The sequence below is a fragment of the Oleispirillum naphthae genome, assembly GCA_027864655.1.
Taxonomy (GTDB): Bacteria; Pseudomonadota; Alphaproteobacteria; order Rhodospirillales; family Rhodospirillaceae; genus Oleispirillum; species Oleispirillum naphthae.
The window spans coordinates 347,360-364,352 of sequence record JAQAZG010000002.1 but is presented as its reverse complement, the minus strand read 5'-3'; the positions used below and the strand labels follow the sequence as shown (position 1 = coordinate 364,352).

At 70.0% G+C, this 16,993-nt stretch carries 15 protein-coding genes; 6 read left to right on the top strand and 9 right to left on the bottom strand.

Features of this window, described 5'->3' with window-relative positions:
• The first annotated feature begins 42 nt into the window (after nt 1-42).
• A complete protein-coding gene (gene rnd / locus O7R11_RS03830) occupies nt 43-1,278 on the top strand; it encodes a ribonuclease D (RefSeq protein ID WP_337996160.1) in 1,236 nt (411 codons plus the stop codon).
• A gap of 25 nt (nt 1,279-1,303) precedes the next feature.
• On the opposite strand, the gene O7R11_RS03825 is transcribed toward rnd, so the two are convergent.
• The gene (locus O7R11_RS03825; protein WP_337996159.1) at nt 1,304-2,833 is read right to left on the bottom strand and encodes a Ppx/GppA family phosphatase; all 1,530 of its coding nucleotides are present in this window, start codon (nt 2,831-2,833) and stop codon (nt 1,304-1,306) included.
• 66 nt (nt 2,834-2,899) lie between these two features.
• Nucleotides 2,900-5,056 carry an RNA degradosome polyphosphate kinase gene (locus tag O7R11_RS03820; protein WP_337996158.1) on the bottom strand — a complete coding sequence of 719 codons (2,157 nt, stop codon included), beginning with the start codon at nt 5,054-5,056 and terminating at the stop codon, nt 2,900-2,902.
• Nucleotides 5,057-5,194: 138 nt separating this feature from the next.
• Here O7R11_RS03820 and O7R11_RS03815 point away from each other — a divergent pair, with 138 nt between their 5' ends.
• Nucleotides 5,195-5,707 carry a SixA phosphatase family protein gene (locus O7R11_RS03815; protein ID WP_337996157.1) on the top strand — a complete coding sequence of 171 codons (513 nt, stop codon included), beginning with the start codon at nt 5,195-5,197 and terminating at the stop codon, nt 5,705-5,707.
• 175 nt (nt 5,708-5,882) lie between these two features.
• On the opposite strand, the gene O7R11_RS03810 is transcribed toward O7R11_RS03815, so the two are convergent.
• Genes O7R11_RS03810 through O7R11_RS03800 form a run of 3 tightly spaced genes read right to left on the bottom strand, consistent with a single transcriptional unit; the run spans nt 5,883 to nt 8,734 of the window.
• A complete protein-coding gene (locus O7R11_RS03810; protein WP_337996156.1) occupies nt 5,883-6,566 on the bottom strand; it encodes a P-loop NTPase family protein in 684 nt (227 codons plus the stop codon).
• Nucleotides 6,559-7,629, bottom strand: coding sequence for an AI-2E family transporter (locus O7R11_RS03805; RefSeq protein WP_337996155.1), 1,071 nt, complete (start codon nt 7,627-7,629; stop codon nt 6,559-6,561). Before O7R11_RS03805 ends, O7R11_RS03810 begins: the two co-directional genes overlap by 8 nt.
• Before the next feature lie 10 nt (nt 7,630-7,639).
• The gene (locus O7R11_RS03800; protein WP_337996154.1) at nt 7,640-8,734 is read right to left on the bottom strand and encodes a DUF2066 domain-containing protein; all 1,095 of its coding nucleotides are present in this window, start codon (nt 8,732-8,734) and stop codon (nt 7,640-7,642) included.
• A 93-nt stretch (nt 8,735-8,827) separates the two neighbouring features.
• Between O7R11_RS03800 and purM the strand changes: the two genes are divergently transcribed.
• Entirely contained in the window at nt 8,828-9,994 is a 1,167-nt protein-coding gene (gene purM, locus O7R11_RS03795; RefSeq protein WP_337996153.1) for a phosphoribosylformylglycinamidine cyclo-ligase, read from the top strand.
• On the top strand, nt 9,991-10,653 hold the full coding sequence (purN, locus tag O7R11_RS03790) for a phosphoribosylglycinamide formyltransferase (RefSeq protein ID WP_337996152.1): 663 nt from the start codon (nt 9,991-9,993) through the stop codon (nt 10,651-10,653). The genes purM and purN overlap by 4 nt, the downstream gene beginning before the upstream one ends.
• Before the next feature lie 448 nt (nt 10,654-11,101).
• Here purN and ndk read toward each other — a convergent pair whose 3' ends face one another.
• Entirely contained in the window at nt 11,102-11,524 is a 423-nt protein-coding gene (gene ndk / locus O7R11_RS03785) for a nucleoside-diphosphate kinase (protein WP_337996151.1), read from the bottom strand.
• 214 nt (nt 11,525-11,738) lie between these two features.
• Here ndk and O7R11_RS03780 point away from each other — a divergent pair, with 214 nt between their 5' ends.
• Nucleotides 11,739-13,646, top strand: coding sequence for an ABC-F family ATP-binding cassette domain-containing protein (locus O7R11_RS03780; protein ID WP_337996279.1), 1,908 nt, complete (start codon nt 11,739-11,741; stop codon nt 13,644-13,646).
• 38 nt (nt 13,647-13,684) lie between these two features.
• Complete coding sequence (locus O7R11_RS03775; RefSeq protein ID WP_337996150.1) at nt 13,685-14,056, top strand: cyclophilin-like fold protein; 372 nt, start codon at nt 13,685-13,687, stop codon at nt 14,054-14,056.
• Between the two features lie 191 nt (nt 14,057-14,247).
• On the opposite strand, the gene O7R11_RS03770 is transcribed toward O7R11_RS03775, so the two are convergent.
• The 3 genes from O7R11_RS03770 to O7R11_RS03760 form a co-directional block, all read right to left on the bottom strand.
• On the bottom strand, nt 14,248-14,652 hold the full coding sequence (locus tag O7R11_RS03770) for a hypothetical protein (protein ID WP_337996149.1): 405 nt from the start codon (nt 14,650-14,652) through the stop codon (nt 14,248-14,250).
• A gap of 18 nt (nt 14,653-14,670) precedes the next feature.
• Nucleotides 14,671-16,383 carry a hypothetical protein gene (locus O7R11_RS03765; RefSeq protein ID WP_337996148.1) on the bottom strand — a complete coding sequence of 571 codons (1,713 nt, stop codon included), beginning with the start codon at nt 16,381-16,383 and terminating at the stop codon, nt 14,671-14,673.
• 79 nt (nt 16,384-16,462) lie between these two features.
• The gene (locus O7R11_RS03760; RefSeq protein WP_337996147.1) at nt 16,463-16,927 is read right to left on the bottom strand and encodes a DNA polymerase III subunit chi; all 465 of its coding nucleotides are present in this window, start codon (nt 16,925-16,927) and stop codon (nt 16,463-16,465) included.
• Between the last annotated feature and the right edge of the window lie 66 nt (nt 16,928-16,993).

Sequence of the window (16,993 nt, the reverse complement as noted above, 5' to 3'; positions counted from 1 at the left end):
AGGCTTGCCAGCCGATATCCCGAAGAGGTATAGCTTGCCGCCATGAGCCTGATCACAGACACCCAGGCCTTGGCCGCTCTCTGCGAGCGCCTGGCCGAGTCCAAATTCGTCACCGTCGATACGGAATTCATCCGTGAGAAGACCTATTGGCCGCGCCTCTGCCTGATCCAGGTGGCGGGCGAGGACGAGGCCGCGTGCATCGATCCCCTGGCCGACGGCATCGAGCTGGCGCCGTTCTTCGAACTGATGCGCGACGCCTCGGTGCTCAAGGTCTTCCATGCGGCGCGCCAGGATCTGGAAATCCTGATGAAGCTGATGGGCGAGCTGCCCAAGCCGATCTTCGACACCCAGGTCGCCGCCATGGTCTGCGGCTTCGGGGAATCGGTGGGGTACGAAACCCTGGCCACCCGCCTCGCCAACGCCCACATCGACAAGTCCACCCGCTTCACCGACTGGTCGAAGCGCCCGCTGACCGAGCGTCAGGTGATCTATGCGCTGGGCGACGTGATCCCGCTGCGCAAGGTCTACCGCAAGCTCGCCGCGGTGCTCGCCCGCTCCGGCCGCGCCGACTGGCTGGCCGAAGAGATGCTGGTGCTGACCACGCCCGCCACCTATGTGCCGGACCCGCGCGAGATGTTCCGCCGCTTGAAGTCGCGCACCAAGAACCCGCGCTTCCTCGCGGTGCTGCGCGAGCTTGCCGCCTGGCGCGAGATGGAGGCGCAGCGCCGCGACCTGCCGCGGCAGCGGGTGCTGCGCGACGAGGCGCTGCTCGAACTTGCCGCCTCCGCCCCGACCACCCCCGCTGCCCTGGCCGAGACCCGCCAACTGCCGAAGAGCATGACCGACGGCCCGGTCGCCGAGGCGATCGCCGAGGCGGTGGAAGCCGGGCTTTCCCTGCCCATGGGCGAGTGCCCCGACCTGCCCGCGCACAAGGACCATCCGCCGGGCCTCGCGCCGGTGGTGGACCTGTTGCGGGTGCTGTTGAAGACCAAGTGCGACGCCCACGGCGTGGCGCCCAAGATCGTCGCCACCACCGAGGAGCTGGAGGATCTCGCCTCCTCCGACGACGCGCCGGTGCGCGCGCTTTCCGGCTGGCGGCGGGTGCTGTTCGGCGAGGACGCGCTGCGTCTGAAGCACGGCCACATCGCCTTCGCCATCTCGCCGGAGAGCGGCCGCATCGAACTGATCCCGGTGGAGGACGCCCCGGAGGAAGACGAAGACTTCACCGAGGACGGCGTCGTGGTCGCGCCGATGAGCAGCGCCGCGGGCGCCGCCTGAACCGCCTTCCGCGATTCGATCCGGATCAGACCCGCTCGATCGCCCCGTCGCGCCCGAGGGCGCGGGCCAGGCGGTCGAGCCGTTTCTCGAACGCCGCGCCGTCGAAGGCGGGGTCGTCGGCGGGAATGCGCAGCACCAGCCGCCAGGGTTCCAGAATCAGACGGCAGCGCCCGAGAATCCCCGGCGCGCCGCCGGAGATGACGTGCGCCAGGCGCAGGCCGCAGCCCACCGCCTGCACCCGCACCCGGTCCTCCGGGGAAAGCAGGCCGAGAACCCCCTGCGCGTCGTGAATCTCGTCGTAGGTCTGGTAGCGGTAGAGCACCATCAGGGAGAGCGCGGCGCGGTCCTCGTGGTCGAAGCCCACCACCGGCAGGCGCAGCGTCTTGAAGAACGCCTGCTGGCCGCGGAAGTCCGGGTGCTCGTCCCAGTAGAGGTCGCCCAGCATGCAGGCGGCGAAACGCTGGCGCAGCTGCTTCTCCGTCTCGTTGGAGAACAGCGGGTCGAGGAAGCGCATCAGCACCGAGGGCTGCTGCGCGAAGCGGTGGCCGTCGCCCGCCACCGCCTCGCACATATCGACGATCGGGTCGCGGTCGCGGATCTCTTCCGGCAGGTTGGTGTAGTAGAACCCCTCGCGCATGCCGTGGATGGAGAACACCAGGCGCTCCGGCGCGATCTCGGTCAGAAGCGTCTGCAACAGCCGCGCGGCGTGCGGCAGCGCCGCGATGCGCCGCCGCGAGATGCCGGGAATCTTGTCCATCGAGCGCCGCCCGATGCGCGCCACCAGGTCGGTGAGCGCCAGCGCCTTGCCGCGGGAAAGCGTGTACTTGTCGAGCACCTGGAGCGGGTGGTTCTCCTGCGCCATGCACAGCTTGGCGAGGGCGCGCCAGGAGCCGCCGACGGCATAGAGCGTGCGCACCGGGCGCTCCGCCGCCCAGGGCGCGCGGGCGAGATTGTCGCGGATCGCCGCGTCCACCGCCGCCTCGCCGCCCTGGGCGATGTCGTCGAGGCGCAGCACGCCGAGGGGGAACGAAACCAGCCGCCCCAGCGGGTCCACCTGGCCGCCGTCGATCTCCACCAGTTCCAGGCTGCCGCCGCCGAGGTCGGCGACGATGCCCTCCGCGTCCGGGGTGCCGAGCAGCACCCCGAGCGCGGCGAGGCGGCCCTCGTCCTGGCCGGAGAGCACCTGCACCGCCACGCCGAATCGCTCCGTCAACTCGGCGACGAAATCCGGGCCGTCGGTGGCGTCGCGCACCGCCGCGGTGGCGAGCAGGTCGAGCCGCCCCACCCCCATGGCGCGGGCCAGCCGCACGTAGCGCCCCACCGCGGCGACGGCGCAGCCGCGCCCGTCCGGATTGAGCAGGCCGCTGGTCTGGATGCCCGCGCCCAGCGCGCAGGCGGACTTTTCGTTGAACAGCTGCACCGGCGCGCGGGTCAGCCCGGCGAAGACGACGAAGCGGACGGAGTTGGAGCCGATGTCGATGATGCCGACGGGGCGTCCGTCGCCGGAAACCGACGCCTGGGCATCCACGAGGTGATGCAGGGGGTGGGCACTCATAACCGCTCGATCCGTTCGCTCCCCGGGGAGTCTCCGCCCCGGCGCCGCGCCCGCGGCGGGCGCATTCTACTGGTCACTCCCGCCCAGGGACAAGGACTGAGTCGTGCCGCCGGTGCGGGCGATGGCGGCGCTGCCGCGCCCCGACAGGCTGGGGTTGGTCATGAAATAGGTATGCGCGGAAAAACCCTCGCCCACCGGCAGGCAGCGCTTGAACACGCCGTCGGAGCCGAGAGTCCAGCTCTGCGCGGTATCCTTGAAGTTGGCGACCATGATCTGGTCCAGTATTTGGCGGTGCACCGTGGGGTTCTCGATCGGCACGAAGCTCTCCACCCGGCGCAGGGTGTTGCGCTGCATCCAGTCGGCGGACGAGATGTAGATCTTCGCCTCCGGCGAGGGCATCGGCCGGCCGTTGGCGAAGCAGGCGATGCGCGCATGTTCGAGGAAGCGCCCGACGATGCTTTTGACCCGGATGTTCTCCGAAAGGCCGGGCACGCCGGGCCGCAGGCAGCAGATGCCGCGCACCACCAGGTCGATCTGCACCCCGGCCTGCGAGGCGCGGTAGAGCGCATCGATGATCGCGGTGTCCACCAGGGAATTGAGCTTCGCCCAGATCGCCGCGGGCTTGCCCGCGCGGGCGTTTTCGATCTCCGCGTCGATATCGGCGATGAGGCGGCCGCGCAGGTTGATCGGCGCGATGGTGAGCTTTTCCATCTGCTCCGGCCGGGCATAGCCGGTCATGTAGTTGAACACCTTGGCGGCATCGCGGCAGAGCGCCGGGTCGCAGGTGAAGAACGACAGGTCGGTGTAGATCTTGGCGGTGATCGGGTGGTAGTTGCCGGTGCCGAAATGCACGTAGGAGCGCAGCTCGCCGCCCTCGCGCCGCACCACCAGGGAAATCTTGGCGTGGATCTTGAGGTCGATGAAGCCGTAGACCACCTGCGCGCCCGCGCGCTCCAGGCGGCGCGCCCAGCGGATATTGGCCTCCTCGTCGAAGCGCGCCTTCAACTCCACCATCGCCGCCACCGACTTGCCCGCCTCCGCCGCCTCGATCAGCGCGGCGACGATCGGCGAGTCGTTGCTGGTGCGGTAGAGCGTCTGCTTGATCGCCACCACGTCGGGGTCGCGCGCCGCCTGGCGGAGGAACTGCACCACCACGTCGAAGGACTCGTAGGGATGGTGGACGACCAGGTCCTTGTTGCCGATCGCCGCGAAGCAGTCGCCGCCGAAATCGCGGATGCGCTGCGGAAAGCGCGCGCTGAAGGGATAGAACAGCAGGTCGGGGCGGTCATCGACGATCACCTCCTTGACGTCGGCCACGCCGATCATCCCCTCGAGGTCGAACATGTCCTCCTGCGCGATGTCGAGTGCGCCGGCGATCAGGGCGCGCAGGTCGGGCGACATCTCGCGGGTCATGGTGAGGCGGATGACATGGCCGCGGCGGCGGCGCTTCAGCGCGCTCTCGAAACTGCGCACCAGGTCCTCCGCCTCTTCGTCGATTTCCATCTCGCTGTCGCGCAGGATGCGGAAGTGGCCGCTCTTGTCCACCCGGTAGCCGGGGAACAGGCGGTCGAGGTGCATCATCACCACCTGCTCCAGCGCGATGAAGCGGATGCCCTCCCCCGGCAGGCGGATGAAGCGGTCCGCCTGCGCGGGCAGCGGCACCAGGGCGTGCAGCACCGCGGCGCCGGTGCGCGCCTTCAACTCCAGAACCAGCGCCATGCCGAGGTTGGGGATGAACGGGAAGGGATGCGCCGGGTCGATGGCGAGCGGCGTGAGAATCGGGAAGATCTGCCCCATGAAGTGATCGGTCAGCCAGTCGCGGTCGGCACGCGTCAGCTCCTTCGGCTCGATCACCGAAATCCCCTCGCGGCGCAGCTCCTTCTGCAGGAACTTCCAGCCGTTGACCTGGCGTTTCACCAGGTTGCGCACCTCGGCGTTGATCCGCACCAGTTGCTGCGCCGGGGTCAGGCCGTCGTCGGAGGGGGTGTTCACCCCGGCGTCCACCTGCCCCTTCAGACCGGCGACGCGCACCATGTAGAACTCGTCGAGGTTGGAGGCGGAAATCGACAGGAACCGCACCCGCTCGAGCAGCGGATGGTTGGGGTTGTCCGCCTCCTCCAGCACGCGGGTGTTGAACGCCAGCCAGGAGAGTTCGCGGTTGATGTACAACTTGTCCACCGGCAGCGCGCCGATGTCCAACGGCTTGGCGACAACACCGCTCATGGGTCCTCCCTTCTCCTCGCTCCGCCCGGGCGCATGCCTCTGGACTCGACCGCCTATTGTGGCGGAAACTCGATCCCCCCGAAAGGGCCAACACGCACCCCATACCGGACCTCGGCCCCATCGCAGTATGATGTTTTCATGACAAAAACCCTGATCCTCCTGCGCCACCTGAAATCCGACTGGAGCGACGCCGCGCTCTCCGACCGCGAGCGCCCGCTGAACGACCGCGGCAACGCCGCAGGCCCCCTGGTGCGCGACGCCCTCGCCCTGCGCTGCCCGCGCCCCGATGTGGTGCTGTGCTCCCCCGCGCGGCGCACCCGCGACACCCTCGCCCACGTCGCCGAAGGATTCCCCGAGGCCGAGGCGCGCATCGTCCCGGCGCTCTACGAGGCCTCGCGCAACACCCTCGTCCGCCTCGCCGCCGAGTTGCCGGAGACGGCGCAGACCGCCCTCATCGTCGGCCACAACCCCGGCCTCCTGGAATTCGCCTGGCACCTCGCCGAACCCGACGCCCTCGCCGACCACCCGGTCTTCCTGAAATTCCCCACCGGCGGCGTCATCGCCTTCACCCTGCCGCACGATACCTGGGCCGCCGCCGCATACGGCGCCTGCCGCGTCCTGGACTCCTTCTTCCCCAAGCAGCTGGGGTAAAACCAGGCCAGGGGCGCTGCCCCTGGACCCCGCCGGGGACTCGGTCCCCGGACCCCCTTAGTTTTTCGCCGCGTAGCGGCGATCAACCGTCACGCCGCGTGATGGCTTCATCGCGCTGCGCGCAAAAACCAAAAGTTGTGGGGGGCGCGGGGGGCCTAAGGTCCCCCGCAAAGTTTCAGTTTTCCCCGCCGAAGCCTTCCAGGGTTTCCCGCAGAAGCGCCACGGTGACGCGGCGCTTCAGCGCCAGCGCGCGGCGGTCGGCCTCGGCGACCACCGCCTCGGCGGCGGCGATGGCGCGTTCCATGTGGGTGAGCAGGAAGGATATCTCCGCCTCGCCGACGCTGAGCTGGCGGTCGTGGAAGAGTTTGACCAGCACCGCGGTCATCAGGCGGTCGTCGGGGCGGCCGATTTCCGCCACCGGGCAGGTGAGCAGGCGCGAACGCCAGTCGGGCAGCGCCAGCGGGATGGCGGGCGGCGGGATTCGGCTGGTGAACAGCAGCGAGGTCGCGGCCTCGCGGGCGCGGTTGAACAGGTGGAAGAGCGCCTCTTCCGGCGGGTCGCGGTCGATGTCCTCCACCACCAGGGCGCGCGCGCCGGGCGCGGGCAGGCGCTCCCCCGCGGCGGCGAGGTCGGCGGCGGCGGCCACCGCCGCACCCGCGGCCCGGGCGAACATCCGCGCGATGTGGGTCTTGCCCGCGCGAGGCGGGCCGACGATCACCAGGGCGGGCGCGGGCCAGCCCGGCCATGCGTCGAGCCAGGCCATGACCTCCGCATGGCAATCGGAAACCCAGAAGTCCTGCCCGCCGAGGGCGGGCCGGTGCGGCAGGTCCAGAACGTACTGGGATGGCGGCTCACGCATCGCCGCCGGTCTCTCCGCGGTAGACATCGCTCACCAGGTAGCGGCGCAGGGCATAACGCGCCAGCACGCCGATCGCCGCCGCCACCGGCAGCGCCACGAGAATGCCGAGGAAGCCGAACAGCGCCGCCCCGGCGAACAGGGAGAACAGCACCCACACCGGGTGCAGGCCGACCTTGTTGCCCACCAGGCGCGGCACCAGCACGTAGCCTTCGAGGAACTGCCCGCCGCAGAACACCGCGACGACGCCGAGGATCGACGGCCAGTCGGTGAACTGCACCAGGGCGAGGACGACGCCGACGACGAACCCGGCGATGCCGCCGACGTAGGGGATGAACGAAAAGAGCCCGGTGCCGATGCCGACGAGCAGCCCGGCCTCCAGCCCGGCGATGGAGAGGCCGAGGCCGTAATAGACGGCGAGCGCCAGGCACACCGTGGCCTGGCCGCGCAGGAAGCCGGAGAGGGTGAGGTCGATATCGTGCGCCATGGCGCGGATGATCGGCGCGTGCTCGCGCGGCAGCCAGCCGTCGATCAGGGTCATCATGCGGTCCCAGTCGCGCAGCAGGTAGAAGGTGACCACCGGGGTGACGACGCAGAACGACAGCACGCTGACCACCGCGAAGCCGCGCGACAGGATGCCGCGCGCCAGGCCGCCGGACCAGTTGACCAGATTGCCCGCATAACTGCCCGCCGCGTTCTCCACGGACTTCACCTGCTCCTCGGGCAGATGGTCGAGCACCCAGAGCACGTGCGGGTGGATCGCCTGCCAGGCGCGGTCGGCATAGCCCGGGCCGTTCTCGATGAGGCTCATCACCTGCACCTGGATGACCGGGATCAGCACCACCAGCAGGCTGACGATCACCGTCATCGCCGAAAAGATGATCGCCACCACGGCGGGGGTGCGCTTCATCCCCAGGCGGACCATGCGGTCGGCCAGCGGGTCGAGGAAATAGGCGAAGGCCAGCCCGGTGACGAACGGCAGCAGCATGCCGCGCAGCAGGTAGAGCGCGGCGAAGAACGCCGCGAAGGCGATCAACCATCCCCGTAAGGTGCTGCGGCGAATCACGTGCGCTCTCCTATTGCAGCGGCGGCGTCGCCGGTTCCGGTGCGGGCGTCACTTCCCAGTAGCCGTCGCGCACCGCGACCGAGAAGCCGACGCGGGCGATCGCGGCGCGCAGGGCCTCGGCGTCGCCGGTGTATTGCAGGGCGGCCTGCACCACGTCGATGCGCGCGGCGCGCAGGATCACCGCCTTCACCCCCGGCAGGGCGCGCAGGGTGCGGTCCACCCGCACCCAGTCGGCCAGCGAGGCCACCGGCACGAGGATGGCGAGGGAATCGGTCTCGCCCACCATGGTGCCGGAGACCGGCGGCTTGCCGCCGCGCGCCACCGCCAGCACCGCGTGCGCCGCGAGGTCGCCCAGCGCCGCCGCCGGGTCGTCGGCGATCGGCGAGGAGAGTTCGCTCAGGGCGGCGGGCAGCGGCCGGGGATAACGCTTCAGGATGAGGTGCGCGCCCTCGCCCGGCTTGATCTCGGCAAGCGCGACGATCACCGCGTCCGCGCCGTAGCGGGCGAGCAGAGCGTCCATCGCATCCACATCGAGGGCGAGCGCCTTCTCCGTCGGCACCTGCTCGGCGTCCAAAAGGTCGCCGAGCGGCACCGCGACGGGAAACAGGCCGCGCGACACCGCGGTCTGCGCCAGCAGCGGCCGCCAGGGATTGGTCTCCTCCCAGAGTTGCGGCGGCTCGCCGGGGGCGGCGCGGTAGACGCCGAGCAGCACCACCGTCTCGTCGCTGCCGCGCACCATGGCCACGCCGTTGGCGCGGAGGAAGGCGGCCACCCGTTCCGGATCGAAGTGCACGGTCAGGCTGGCGATGTAGCGGGTGGAGGAGGCCTTCTCGTCCGAAACCGAAAAGTCGGACACCAGGGACTCCACCGCGTCGGCGCCAAGCTCCGGCAGGCGGGCGCGGTCGGCGTCGATGACGACGACGGCGAGCAGGCGGCGGTAGGCCTCCACCTGGCCCTGCCGCAGCGCCTGTTCGCGCGCCTTGGCCGCCGAGGCGGCGCGCACGTCCACCGTCACGCCGCCGACGGTGAAGGCATCCGCCCACGCCGCGCCGCCGCCCGCCAGCATCACCGCACCCCCGAAAACCACAGCCAGGAGCGCACGCACGCACGCCCACCTTCTCACGCCTGACACCGTCATGTCCGTCCCTGATGGAGGAATCCCTTCGCGAGCGTCTTTGCAAAAGACGCCGGAAACCGTATGGTTCAACTCCGCCCGCCGGGCTTCCGCCGCGGGCGCGACACCACTCTAGCAAAAGAGGCGGCCATTTCCAGTTTTCCCGAGAGCGACCGGAACAATCCCGGCCTCAGCTACCGCGACGCGGGCGTCGATATCGACGCCGGCGACGCCCTTGTCGAAGCGATCAAGCCGCTCGCGCGCAGCACCATGCGCCCCGGCGCGGACACCGAACTCGGCGGCTTCGGCGCGCTGTTCGACCTGCGCGCCGCCGGGTTCGAAGACCCGATCCTGGTGTCCTCCACCGACGGCGTCGGCACCAAGCTGAAGATCGCCATCGAAACCGGCATCCACGACTTCGTCGGCATCGACCTCGTCGCGATGTGCGCCAACGACCTCGTGGTGCAGGGCGCGGAGCCCTTGCTCTTCCTCGACTATTTCGCCACCGGGCGCCTCTCGGTCGAAGCCGGGCGCGCCATCGTCGCGGGCATCGCCGAGGGCTGCCGCCAGGCGGGCTGCGCCCTGATCGGCGGCGAAACCGCGGAAATGCCGGGCATGTACGCGAAGGGCGACTACGACCTCGCCGGGTTCTGCGTCGGCGCGGCGGAACGCGCGAACATCCTCACCGGCCGCACCATCGCGGCGGGCGACGCGGTGCTCGGCCTCGCCTCCTCCGGCGTGCACTCCAACGGCTTCTCCCTGGTGCGCAAGATCGTCGAGAAAAGCCGCCTCGCCTGGACCGACGCCGCCCCCTTCGCCCCCGGCAAGACCCTCGGCGAGGCGCTGATCGCCCCGACGCGCATCTACGTGAAACCCTGCCTCGCCGCGATCGCGGCGGGCGGCGTGGCCGGATTCGCCCACATCACCGGCGGCGGCATGACCGAAAACGTGCCGCGCGTGCTGCCCAAGGGCCTGCACGCGGCGATCGACGCGCGCCGCTTCCCGGTGCCGCCGGTGTTCGCCTGGCTCGCCGAGACGGGCGGCGTCGCCCTGCCCGAGATGCTGCGCACCTTCAACTGCGGCATCGGCATGGTGGCGGTGGTCAAGCCCGCCGCCGCCGCCGCCGTCACCGCCGCGTTCGAAGCCGCGGGGGAAACCGTCTACGCCATCGGCAGCATCGAGCCGGGCGCGGACGAACCGACCTGCCGGGTCGAAAACTTCGACCCCCACCGCGCCGAACCCGCAGCATGACCGCACGCAAGCTGCGACTCGGCGTGCTGATCTCCGGCAAGGGCAGCAACCTGCAAGCCCTGATCGACGCCTGCGCCGATCCCGCCTTCCCGGCGGAGATCGGCATCGTCGTCTCCAACGTCGCGCGCGCGCCGGGCCTCGCCCGCGCCGCCGCCGCCGGGCTGCCCGCCGCGGTGATCGACCACGCCGGATTCGCCGGGCGCGAACCCTTCGAAGAGGCGCTCACCGCCACCCTCGCCTCGGCGCGGGTGGACCTCGTCTGCCTCGCCGGGTTCATGCGCCTGCTCACGCCGGGCTTCGTCAACCGCTGGAACGACCGGCTGATCAACATCCACCCGTCGCTGCTGCCCGCCTACAAGGGCCTGCGCACCCACGAACGCGCGCTCGCCGACGGCGCGCGCTTCTCCGGATGCACCGTCCACTTCGTCCGCCCGGATATGGACGCAGGCCCGATCATCATCCAGGCCGCGGTGCCCACGCTCCCCGCCGACACGCCGGAAGACCTCGCCGCCCGCATCCGGCTGAGCGAACACATCATCTACCCCGAGGCGGTGCGCCTGATCGCCGAAGGCCGCGTCCACATCGCCGGAAACCGCACCACCATCGACGGCTTCGATACCCCGCCCGACGCCGCGGTGAACCCGCCGCCGGGGGCGTAAAACCAAAACTTTGCGAGGGGACTCGGTCCCCTCGCGCACTCCCTAACTTGTTTTTCGCCGCGCAGCGGCTATCAACCGTCACGCCGCGTGACGGGTTCTCTCGCGCTACGCGCAAAAACCAAAAGTCATGGGGTCAAGGGGCCTCCCGGCCCCTTGCGGGTCCAGGCGAAGCGCATGGCCGCGAGGGTTTCCGCATCCTGCCGTTGCGGGATCATTGCAGCGGAGGCGCCGCCCGTGGGCGCGGGCGGGCACCCCGAATCCGCAGCAAAGGCAAATCCGCAAGGCAGCAGCAACGCGGCGGCGGTCAGCGAAAGAAGGGCACGCATCGCATTCCCCCATCTCATGGCGAGATGGGAACAATCATAGAACTTACGTGCTCGGGAGGCAACAAAACAAACGGCCCGGACGGGATGTCCGGGCCGGGAACGGTTCGCGCGGCGGCGTCGGGTCAGCCGACGATTTCCACCTTGCTGAAGAAATAGCTGATTTCCTCGGCGGCGGTTTCCGGCGCGTCGGAGCCGTGCACCGAGTTCGCCTCGATGGATTCCGCGAAGTCGGCGCGGATGGTGCCCGGCGCGGCATTGGCCGGGTTGGTCGCGCCCATGATCTCGCGGTTGCGCGCAATCGCGTTCTCGCCTTCGAGGACCTGCACCACCACCGGGCCGGAGATCATGAACTCCACCAGCTCGCCGAAGAAGGCGCGCTCCTTGTGCACCGCGTAGAAGCCCTCGGCCTGTTCGCGGGTCATGTGGATCCGCTTTTGCGCGACGATACGCAGACCGGCTTCCTCGAAGCGGGCGCAGATCTTGCCGACGAGGTTGCGGCGCGTGGCGTCCGGCTTGACGATAGAAAACGTGCGTTCAACGCCCATCTTGAGTTCCTTTGATTGACGACAGATGACCCGGCGGATCAAACGCCGGGGGCCCGGCATCCCCCTTCGAAGCGGGCACATGCAGGTCCGGACTGGGCGCATTACATACCCGCATCGCAAGCCGAACGCAACCGCGAGAGTGTGGCAATCGTCACACATCGGCCTTGCGCGCCGCGCTTGGCCGCGGGGGCGTGGCTGTGCTATGACCGCCGCCATGCTGCACATCAACGACTTGAGCTTCCGCATCGGCCCGCGCGTGCTCTTCGACGGCGCCACCCTGCACGTCGCGGCGAACCAGCGCGTCGGCCTGGTCGGACGCAACGGCTCGGGCAAGACCACGCTGTTCCGCCTCATCCGCGGCGAGCTTTCGCCTTCCGGCGGCGGCATCTCGGTGCGGCCGCGCGCCAGGCTCGGCTGGGTCTCCCAGGATGCGCCGGACGGCGAGATCAGCCTGCTCGATTGCGTGCTCGCCGCGGATGCGGAGCGCAAGGCGCTGCTGGACGAACTGGAAGGGCTGGAAGGCGCGCCGCCCGCGGGCGCAGGCGCGCGCATCGCAGAGATTCACGAGCGCCTGCTCGCCATCGACGCGCACTCCGCCCCGGCCCGCGCCGCGGCCATCCTCACCGGCCTCGGTTTCCCGGCGGAGAGCCACGGCCTGCCGGTTGCGCACTTTTCCGGCGGCTGGCGGATGCGCGTGGCGCTCGCCGCCGCGCTGTTCCCCCGCCCCGACCTGCTGCTGCTGGACGAGCCGACCAACCACCTCGACCTGGAAGCGACGCTGTGGCTACAGAACCACCTGGCGGGCTATCCCGGCACCCTGATCATCATCAGCCACGACCGCGACCTGTTGAACGCGGTGCCCGACCGCATAGTCCACCTCGACGGCAAGCGCCTCGCCGCCTACGGCGGCAACTACGACACCTTCGAAAAGACGCGGCGGATGAAGATGGACCTCGCCGCCAAGGCGCTGTCCAAGCAGATGGAGCAGCGGCGCAAGATTCAGGGGTTCATCGACCGCTTCCGCGCCAAGGCGACCAAGGCGCGCCAGGCGCAGAGCCGCATCAAGATGCTGGAGAAGATGGAGGTTCCGGTGCCGATCGTCGAGGAGAAGGCGATCTCCTTCGACTTCCCCGACCCCGATCCGCTCTCCCCGCCGTTGATCACCATCGAGGGCGGCAGCGCGGGCTACGACGGCCGCGCGGTGCTGCGCGGCCTCGACCTGCGCATCGACACCGACGACCGCATCGCGCTTCTCGGGGCCAACGGCAACGGCAAGTCCACGCTGGCCAAGCTGCTCTCCGAGCGCCTCGGGCTGATCGAGGGCACGATGCGCCGCTCGCCGAAGCTCAAGATCGGCTATTTCGCGCAGCATCAGACGGAGGAGCTGCGGCTTTCCGCCTCGCCGCTCGACCACATGGCGGCCAAGATGCCGATGGCGACGGAGGCGAAGGTGCGCGCCCACCTCGGGCGCTTCGGCTTCGGCGCGGAGCTGGCGGATTGCAAGGTCGCCACCCTCTCCGGCGGCGAGAAATCGCGCCTGCTGTTCGCCCTGATGAGCCGCGAAGCGCCGCACATCCTCATCCTCGACGAGCCGACCAACCACCTCGACATCGATTCCCGCGCCGCGCTGACCGCCGCGCTCAACGCCTTCGACGGCGCGGTGATCCTGATCTCCCACGACAGCCACCTCGTCGAGATGGTCGCCGACCGCCTGTGGCGGGTCGGCGACGGCCGCTGCCTGCCGTTTGCGGGCGACCTGGAAGACTACCGCAAGACCCTGCTGGAGGAACGCCGCGCCGCCGCCCGCGAAACCCGCGAACCGCGCGAGGCCGCCCCCGACCGCAAGGAGGACCGCCGCGCCAAGGCCGACCGCCGCGCCGCGCTCGCACCGCTGAAGCGCCGCGTTGCGGATACGGAAAAGACCCTGGAACGCCTCACCGCCGCCTCCGCCGGGATCGAGAACGCGCTCGCCGACCCCGGACTCTACGAACGCGACGGCGCGGCGCAGGTGATCGCCCTGCAGAAGGACCTTGCCGCCCTCGCCGCCGAGATCGCGGCGGCGGAGGCCGCCTGGATGCAGGCGATGGAAGACCTGGAAACCGCCGAGGCGGAGCAGGTCTGAAGCGGCTATACTGGGGGCCACCCGCCAGGAGCCCCCCGATGCCCGATACCGTGCGCCTCTCCATCGACTACCAGACCTTCGAAATCGCCCTCTACGACAACGCCACCACCCGCGCGATGTGCGCCGCCCTGCCCCAGACCATCGCGATGACGCGCTGGGGCGGCGAATACTACGGTTCGTTCTCCACCCGCATCGCCGTCGATTCCGACCGGCGCAGCGACTTCCAGCCCGGCGAGGTGGCGCTCTGGCCCGCGGGCAACGCCTTCTGCATCTTCTTCGGCCCCACCCCCGTCTCCACCGGCGAAACCCCGCGCATGGCCTCCCCCGGCGTCGCCATCGGCAAGATCGCAGGCGACATCGAAGCCCTCCACGAGATGGACGACGACATCGTCGCCACGCTGTCGAAGTGAGGAGAAAACCAGGCCAGGGGCGCAGCCCCCGGACCCCGCTGGGGACTCGGTCCCCAGACCCCTTAACTTTAGGTTTTTGCGCGTAGCGCCATCATCCCGCGCGGTTGCCACGGGAGGTGTTGTCTGCCGCTGCGCGGTGGAAAAGTTAGGGGAGGGGCGGAGGGTCCGAGACCCTCCGCGAAGTTTTCGTTTTACCGCACCACCGGGTCGAGGTGGATGAGTTCGTCGAAGCCGCGCCGCCAGGCGAGTCCGGCGAGGAGGCCTGCGGCGAAGCTGAGGGAGAGCGGGAAGATCAGGACGCCGAGCAGGCGGCCCCCGGCGCTGAGGGATTTGAACTTCACCCAGGCGTTGCGGCGGAGTTTGAGGATGGTTCCGTCGCGGTCCACGACGCGGAAGCCGTAGGAGGCGGCAAGCTCGCGGATGCCGGGGTCGTCGCAGCCTGCGGGGCCGAAGAGCCTGCGGGCGCGGATTTCGCCCAGCAGGCGGGCGACATCGGGGCTGGCGGGCATGCTGCGGCGGCCGGGAAAGTAGCGCACGGCCATGCCGAAGCCGAGGAGGAGGCTTGCCGCGAGAACCGCGCACACCGACAGAATCATCCCACCCTTTCCTTCGACCTAACCCCGCGGAAAGCCCGCGCGCGCCAGCAGCACATGGAAATCGCGCAGGCGGCGCTCGCAATCCGCCGCATTGCCGCATCCGGCGGCGAAGGCTTCGACGAAATCGGGGCGCTTCAGATGTTCGCGGATATGTTCGCGCGCCATGGCGGAGGCCTTGCCATCGGTGAGGATGCCCGAAAGCACGAAGTTGAGCAACAGGATGGCCCGTTCCGCCAGGGGCAGGTCGGGGCGGTCCATGCGCTCGATGATGCGCTCGCGCACCAGGTGGCGGGCGGAGAGGTCGTCCAGATGCGCGATCAGCGGCGCCGCCGGCTTCGGCGGGAAGGCGGCGGCCAGCCAGCGGCACAGGTCCGCCGCCGCGGCCAGCGGCGCGACGGGGTCGGCGCCGGGGGCGAACACGGTGACCGAGCCCGCCGACAGGATCATCGTGCGGATCGCTTCGAACGCGGCGACGCGGACCTCCGGCTCGGTTTTCAGGGACTCGTCGAGCGTGCGCAGCAGGCGCATGCGGCAGGCCGGGGTGTTGAGCGCGCCGAGCAGGTGGCGCAGGGCCAGCTTGCGCCCGGTCACCCCGCCCTCGACGATGAACAGCCCGGCGCGGGAGAGCAGCGCCTCGGCGGTTTCGGCCCCGCCCTGCACCGCCGTGGCGGCGACCACGCAGTTGGCCAGCTTGCGGAAGCAGGGGCGCTCCTGCGAGGCATCGTTGCGCGCCAGTTCGCCCGGCCCCGCGAGTTGGCGCACGAAGCGGTCCTTCAACGTGGCGTGCAGCGTCGGCAGGCGCCCACCGCGCAGCGCCGCGGAGAACACCTCGCAGCGCGGCAGGGCCGCATCGAACTCCGCCTGCGGCGCGCCCGACAGCAGGTCGGCCATCCGCAGCAGCGCCCCGGCCAGGTTGGGCTGCGGCCCCAGGGCGTCCTGCATCACTTCGCGGCAGCCGAACGCCTGGGCGGTGACGCCGTCGAGGATGGCAAGCGCCGCGGCGTCGGTTTCGCGCGCGATCAGTTCGCCCAGACGGTCGAGCTTGGCGATCCAGTCGCGGCGCTGCACGAGGTCGCGGGCGAGCACCACGGTGGCGGAAAAACGCCCGTCGAGTTCGTCCTCGGCCTCGCGGGAGACCGCCGCCAGCACCTCGCCGAGGCTTCCCGCAACCTCCTTCGGCAGGCTGCGCCGCCGCGCGCAACGCAACGCCCGCGCGCCGATCGACTCGAGGATGCGGTAGATCTCCTCGCCGCGCGTCTTGGCGTTCAGATCGGTGCCCCGGGTCTGGATCGTCGCCACCCGGTCCACCCCTGCCGGAACGATCGATTCGGTATCCCAGATGCGCTTGTACTCGCGCTCCAGGTGCAGCACCTCGGCCGGGGTCAGGCAGACCTCGTCCAGGTATTTGCGGTAGAGGCGGCCCATTGCGGCGAGGCTCTCGGCGGAGAGGAGATCCGCCTCGTCGCGGCAGAACGGCGCGGATTCGATCGGCACGATGCGGACGTCGTGCAGCGGCTTGGCCGCCCCCAACTGTTCGTGCACCACCTTTTCGGTATGGGCGCCGTCGGCGCGCTGCCAGACGCGGATGACCCGCACCCCCTCGACGCGGCCCGCAGACAGTTCCTGCTCGGCGGCGCGTTTCGCCGCGGCTTCGTCGTCGAACAGGTCCCGCACCGTCCAGTTCTTGGCGATCAGGACATGAAACTCGAAAGACGCCCGTCGGTTCGGCATCGCATTCCCCTCTTTCCCCAGACCCGCTCCGCCGCCCGCCTTCTTTGCGAAGCGGTTCCGGCAAGAACAGGTTCCCGCGTCAGGTTCTTACCGAATTCGCCTTTTCAGTCCAGCGTCCTTCGCCATCCTGTTGCCAATAGGCGAGTCCATGCCCGGCCTCGCGGTAGCGCGCCCAGCGGCGGCGCGCCGACTCCACGTCTTCGGGGAGGCCGCCGTCGAAGAGATCGAGGCAGCGGGCGAAGCCCGCGGGGTCCAGCAGGTCGGCCCCTTCGGTGATCACCAGGAGGTCCGCACCGTTGGGGTTTTCCGCGGCATCGGTGATCCATACCGGCTGCGACGCCGGGTCGTCCGCGCCCGCCGCGCCGTGCGGCAGCCAGGAGTCCTCGCGGTAGGTCCACAAAAGCGCGTCCAGGTCCTTCACCCGGTCCGCCGAGGCGGCGGTGACGAGCGCGGTCATGCCGCGCGCCAGCGCCCGCTCCAGGAGTTCGGGCAGGGCGCGTTCCAGGGGCCATTTCTGCAGGTGGTAGAAATCGATCCGGGCCATCACTGTCGTATAACACGAAAGGCCCGGGGGGCGGGAGCCTCCGGGCCTTGGTTTTCGCGGACGGAA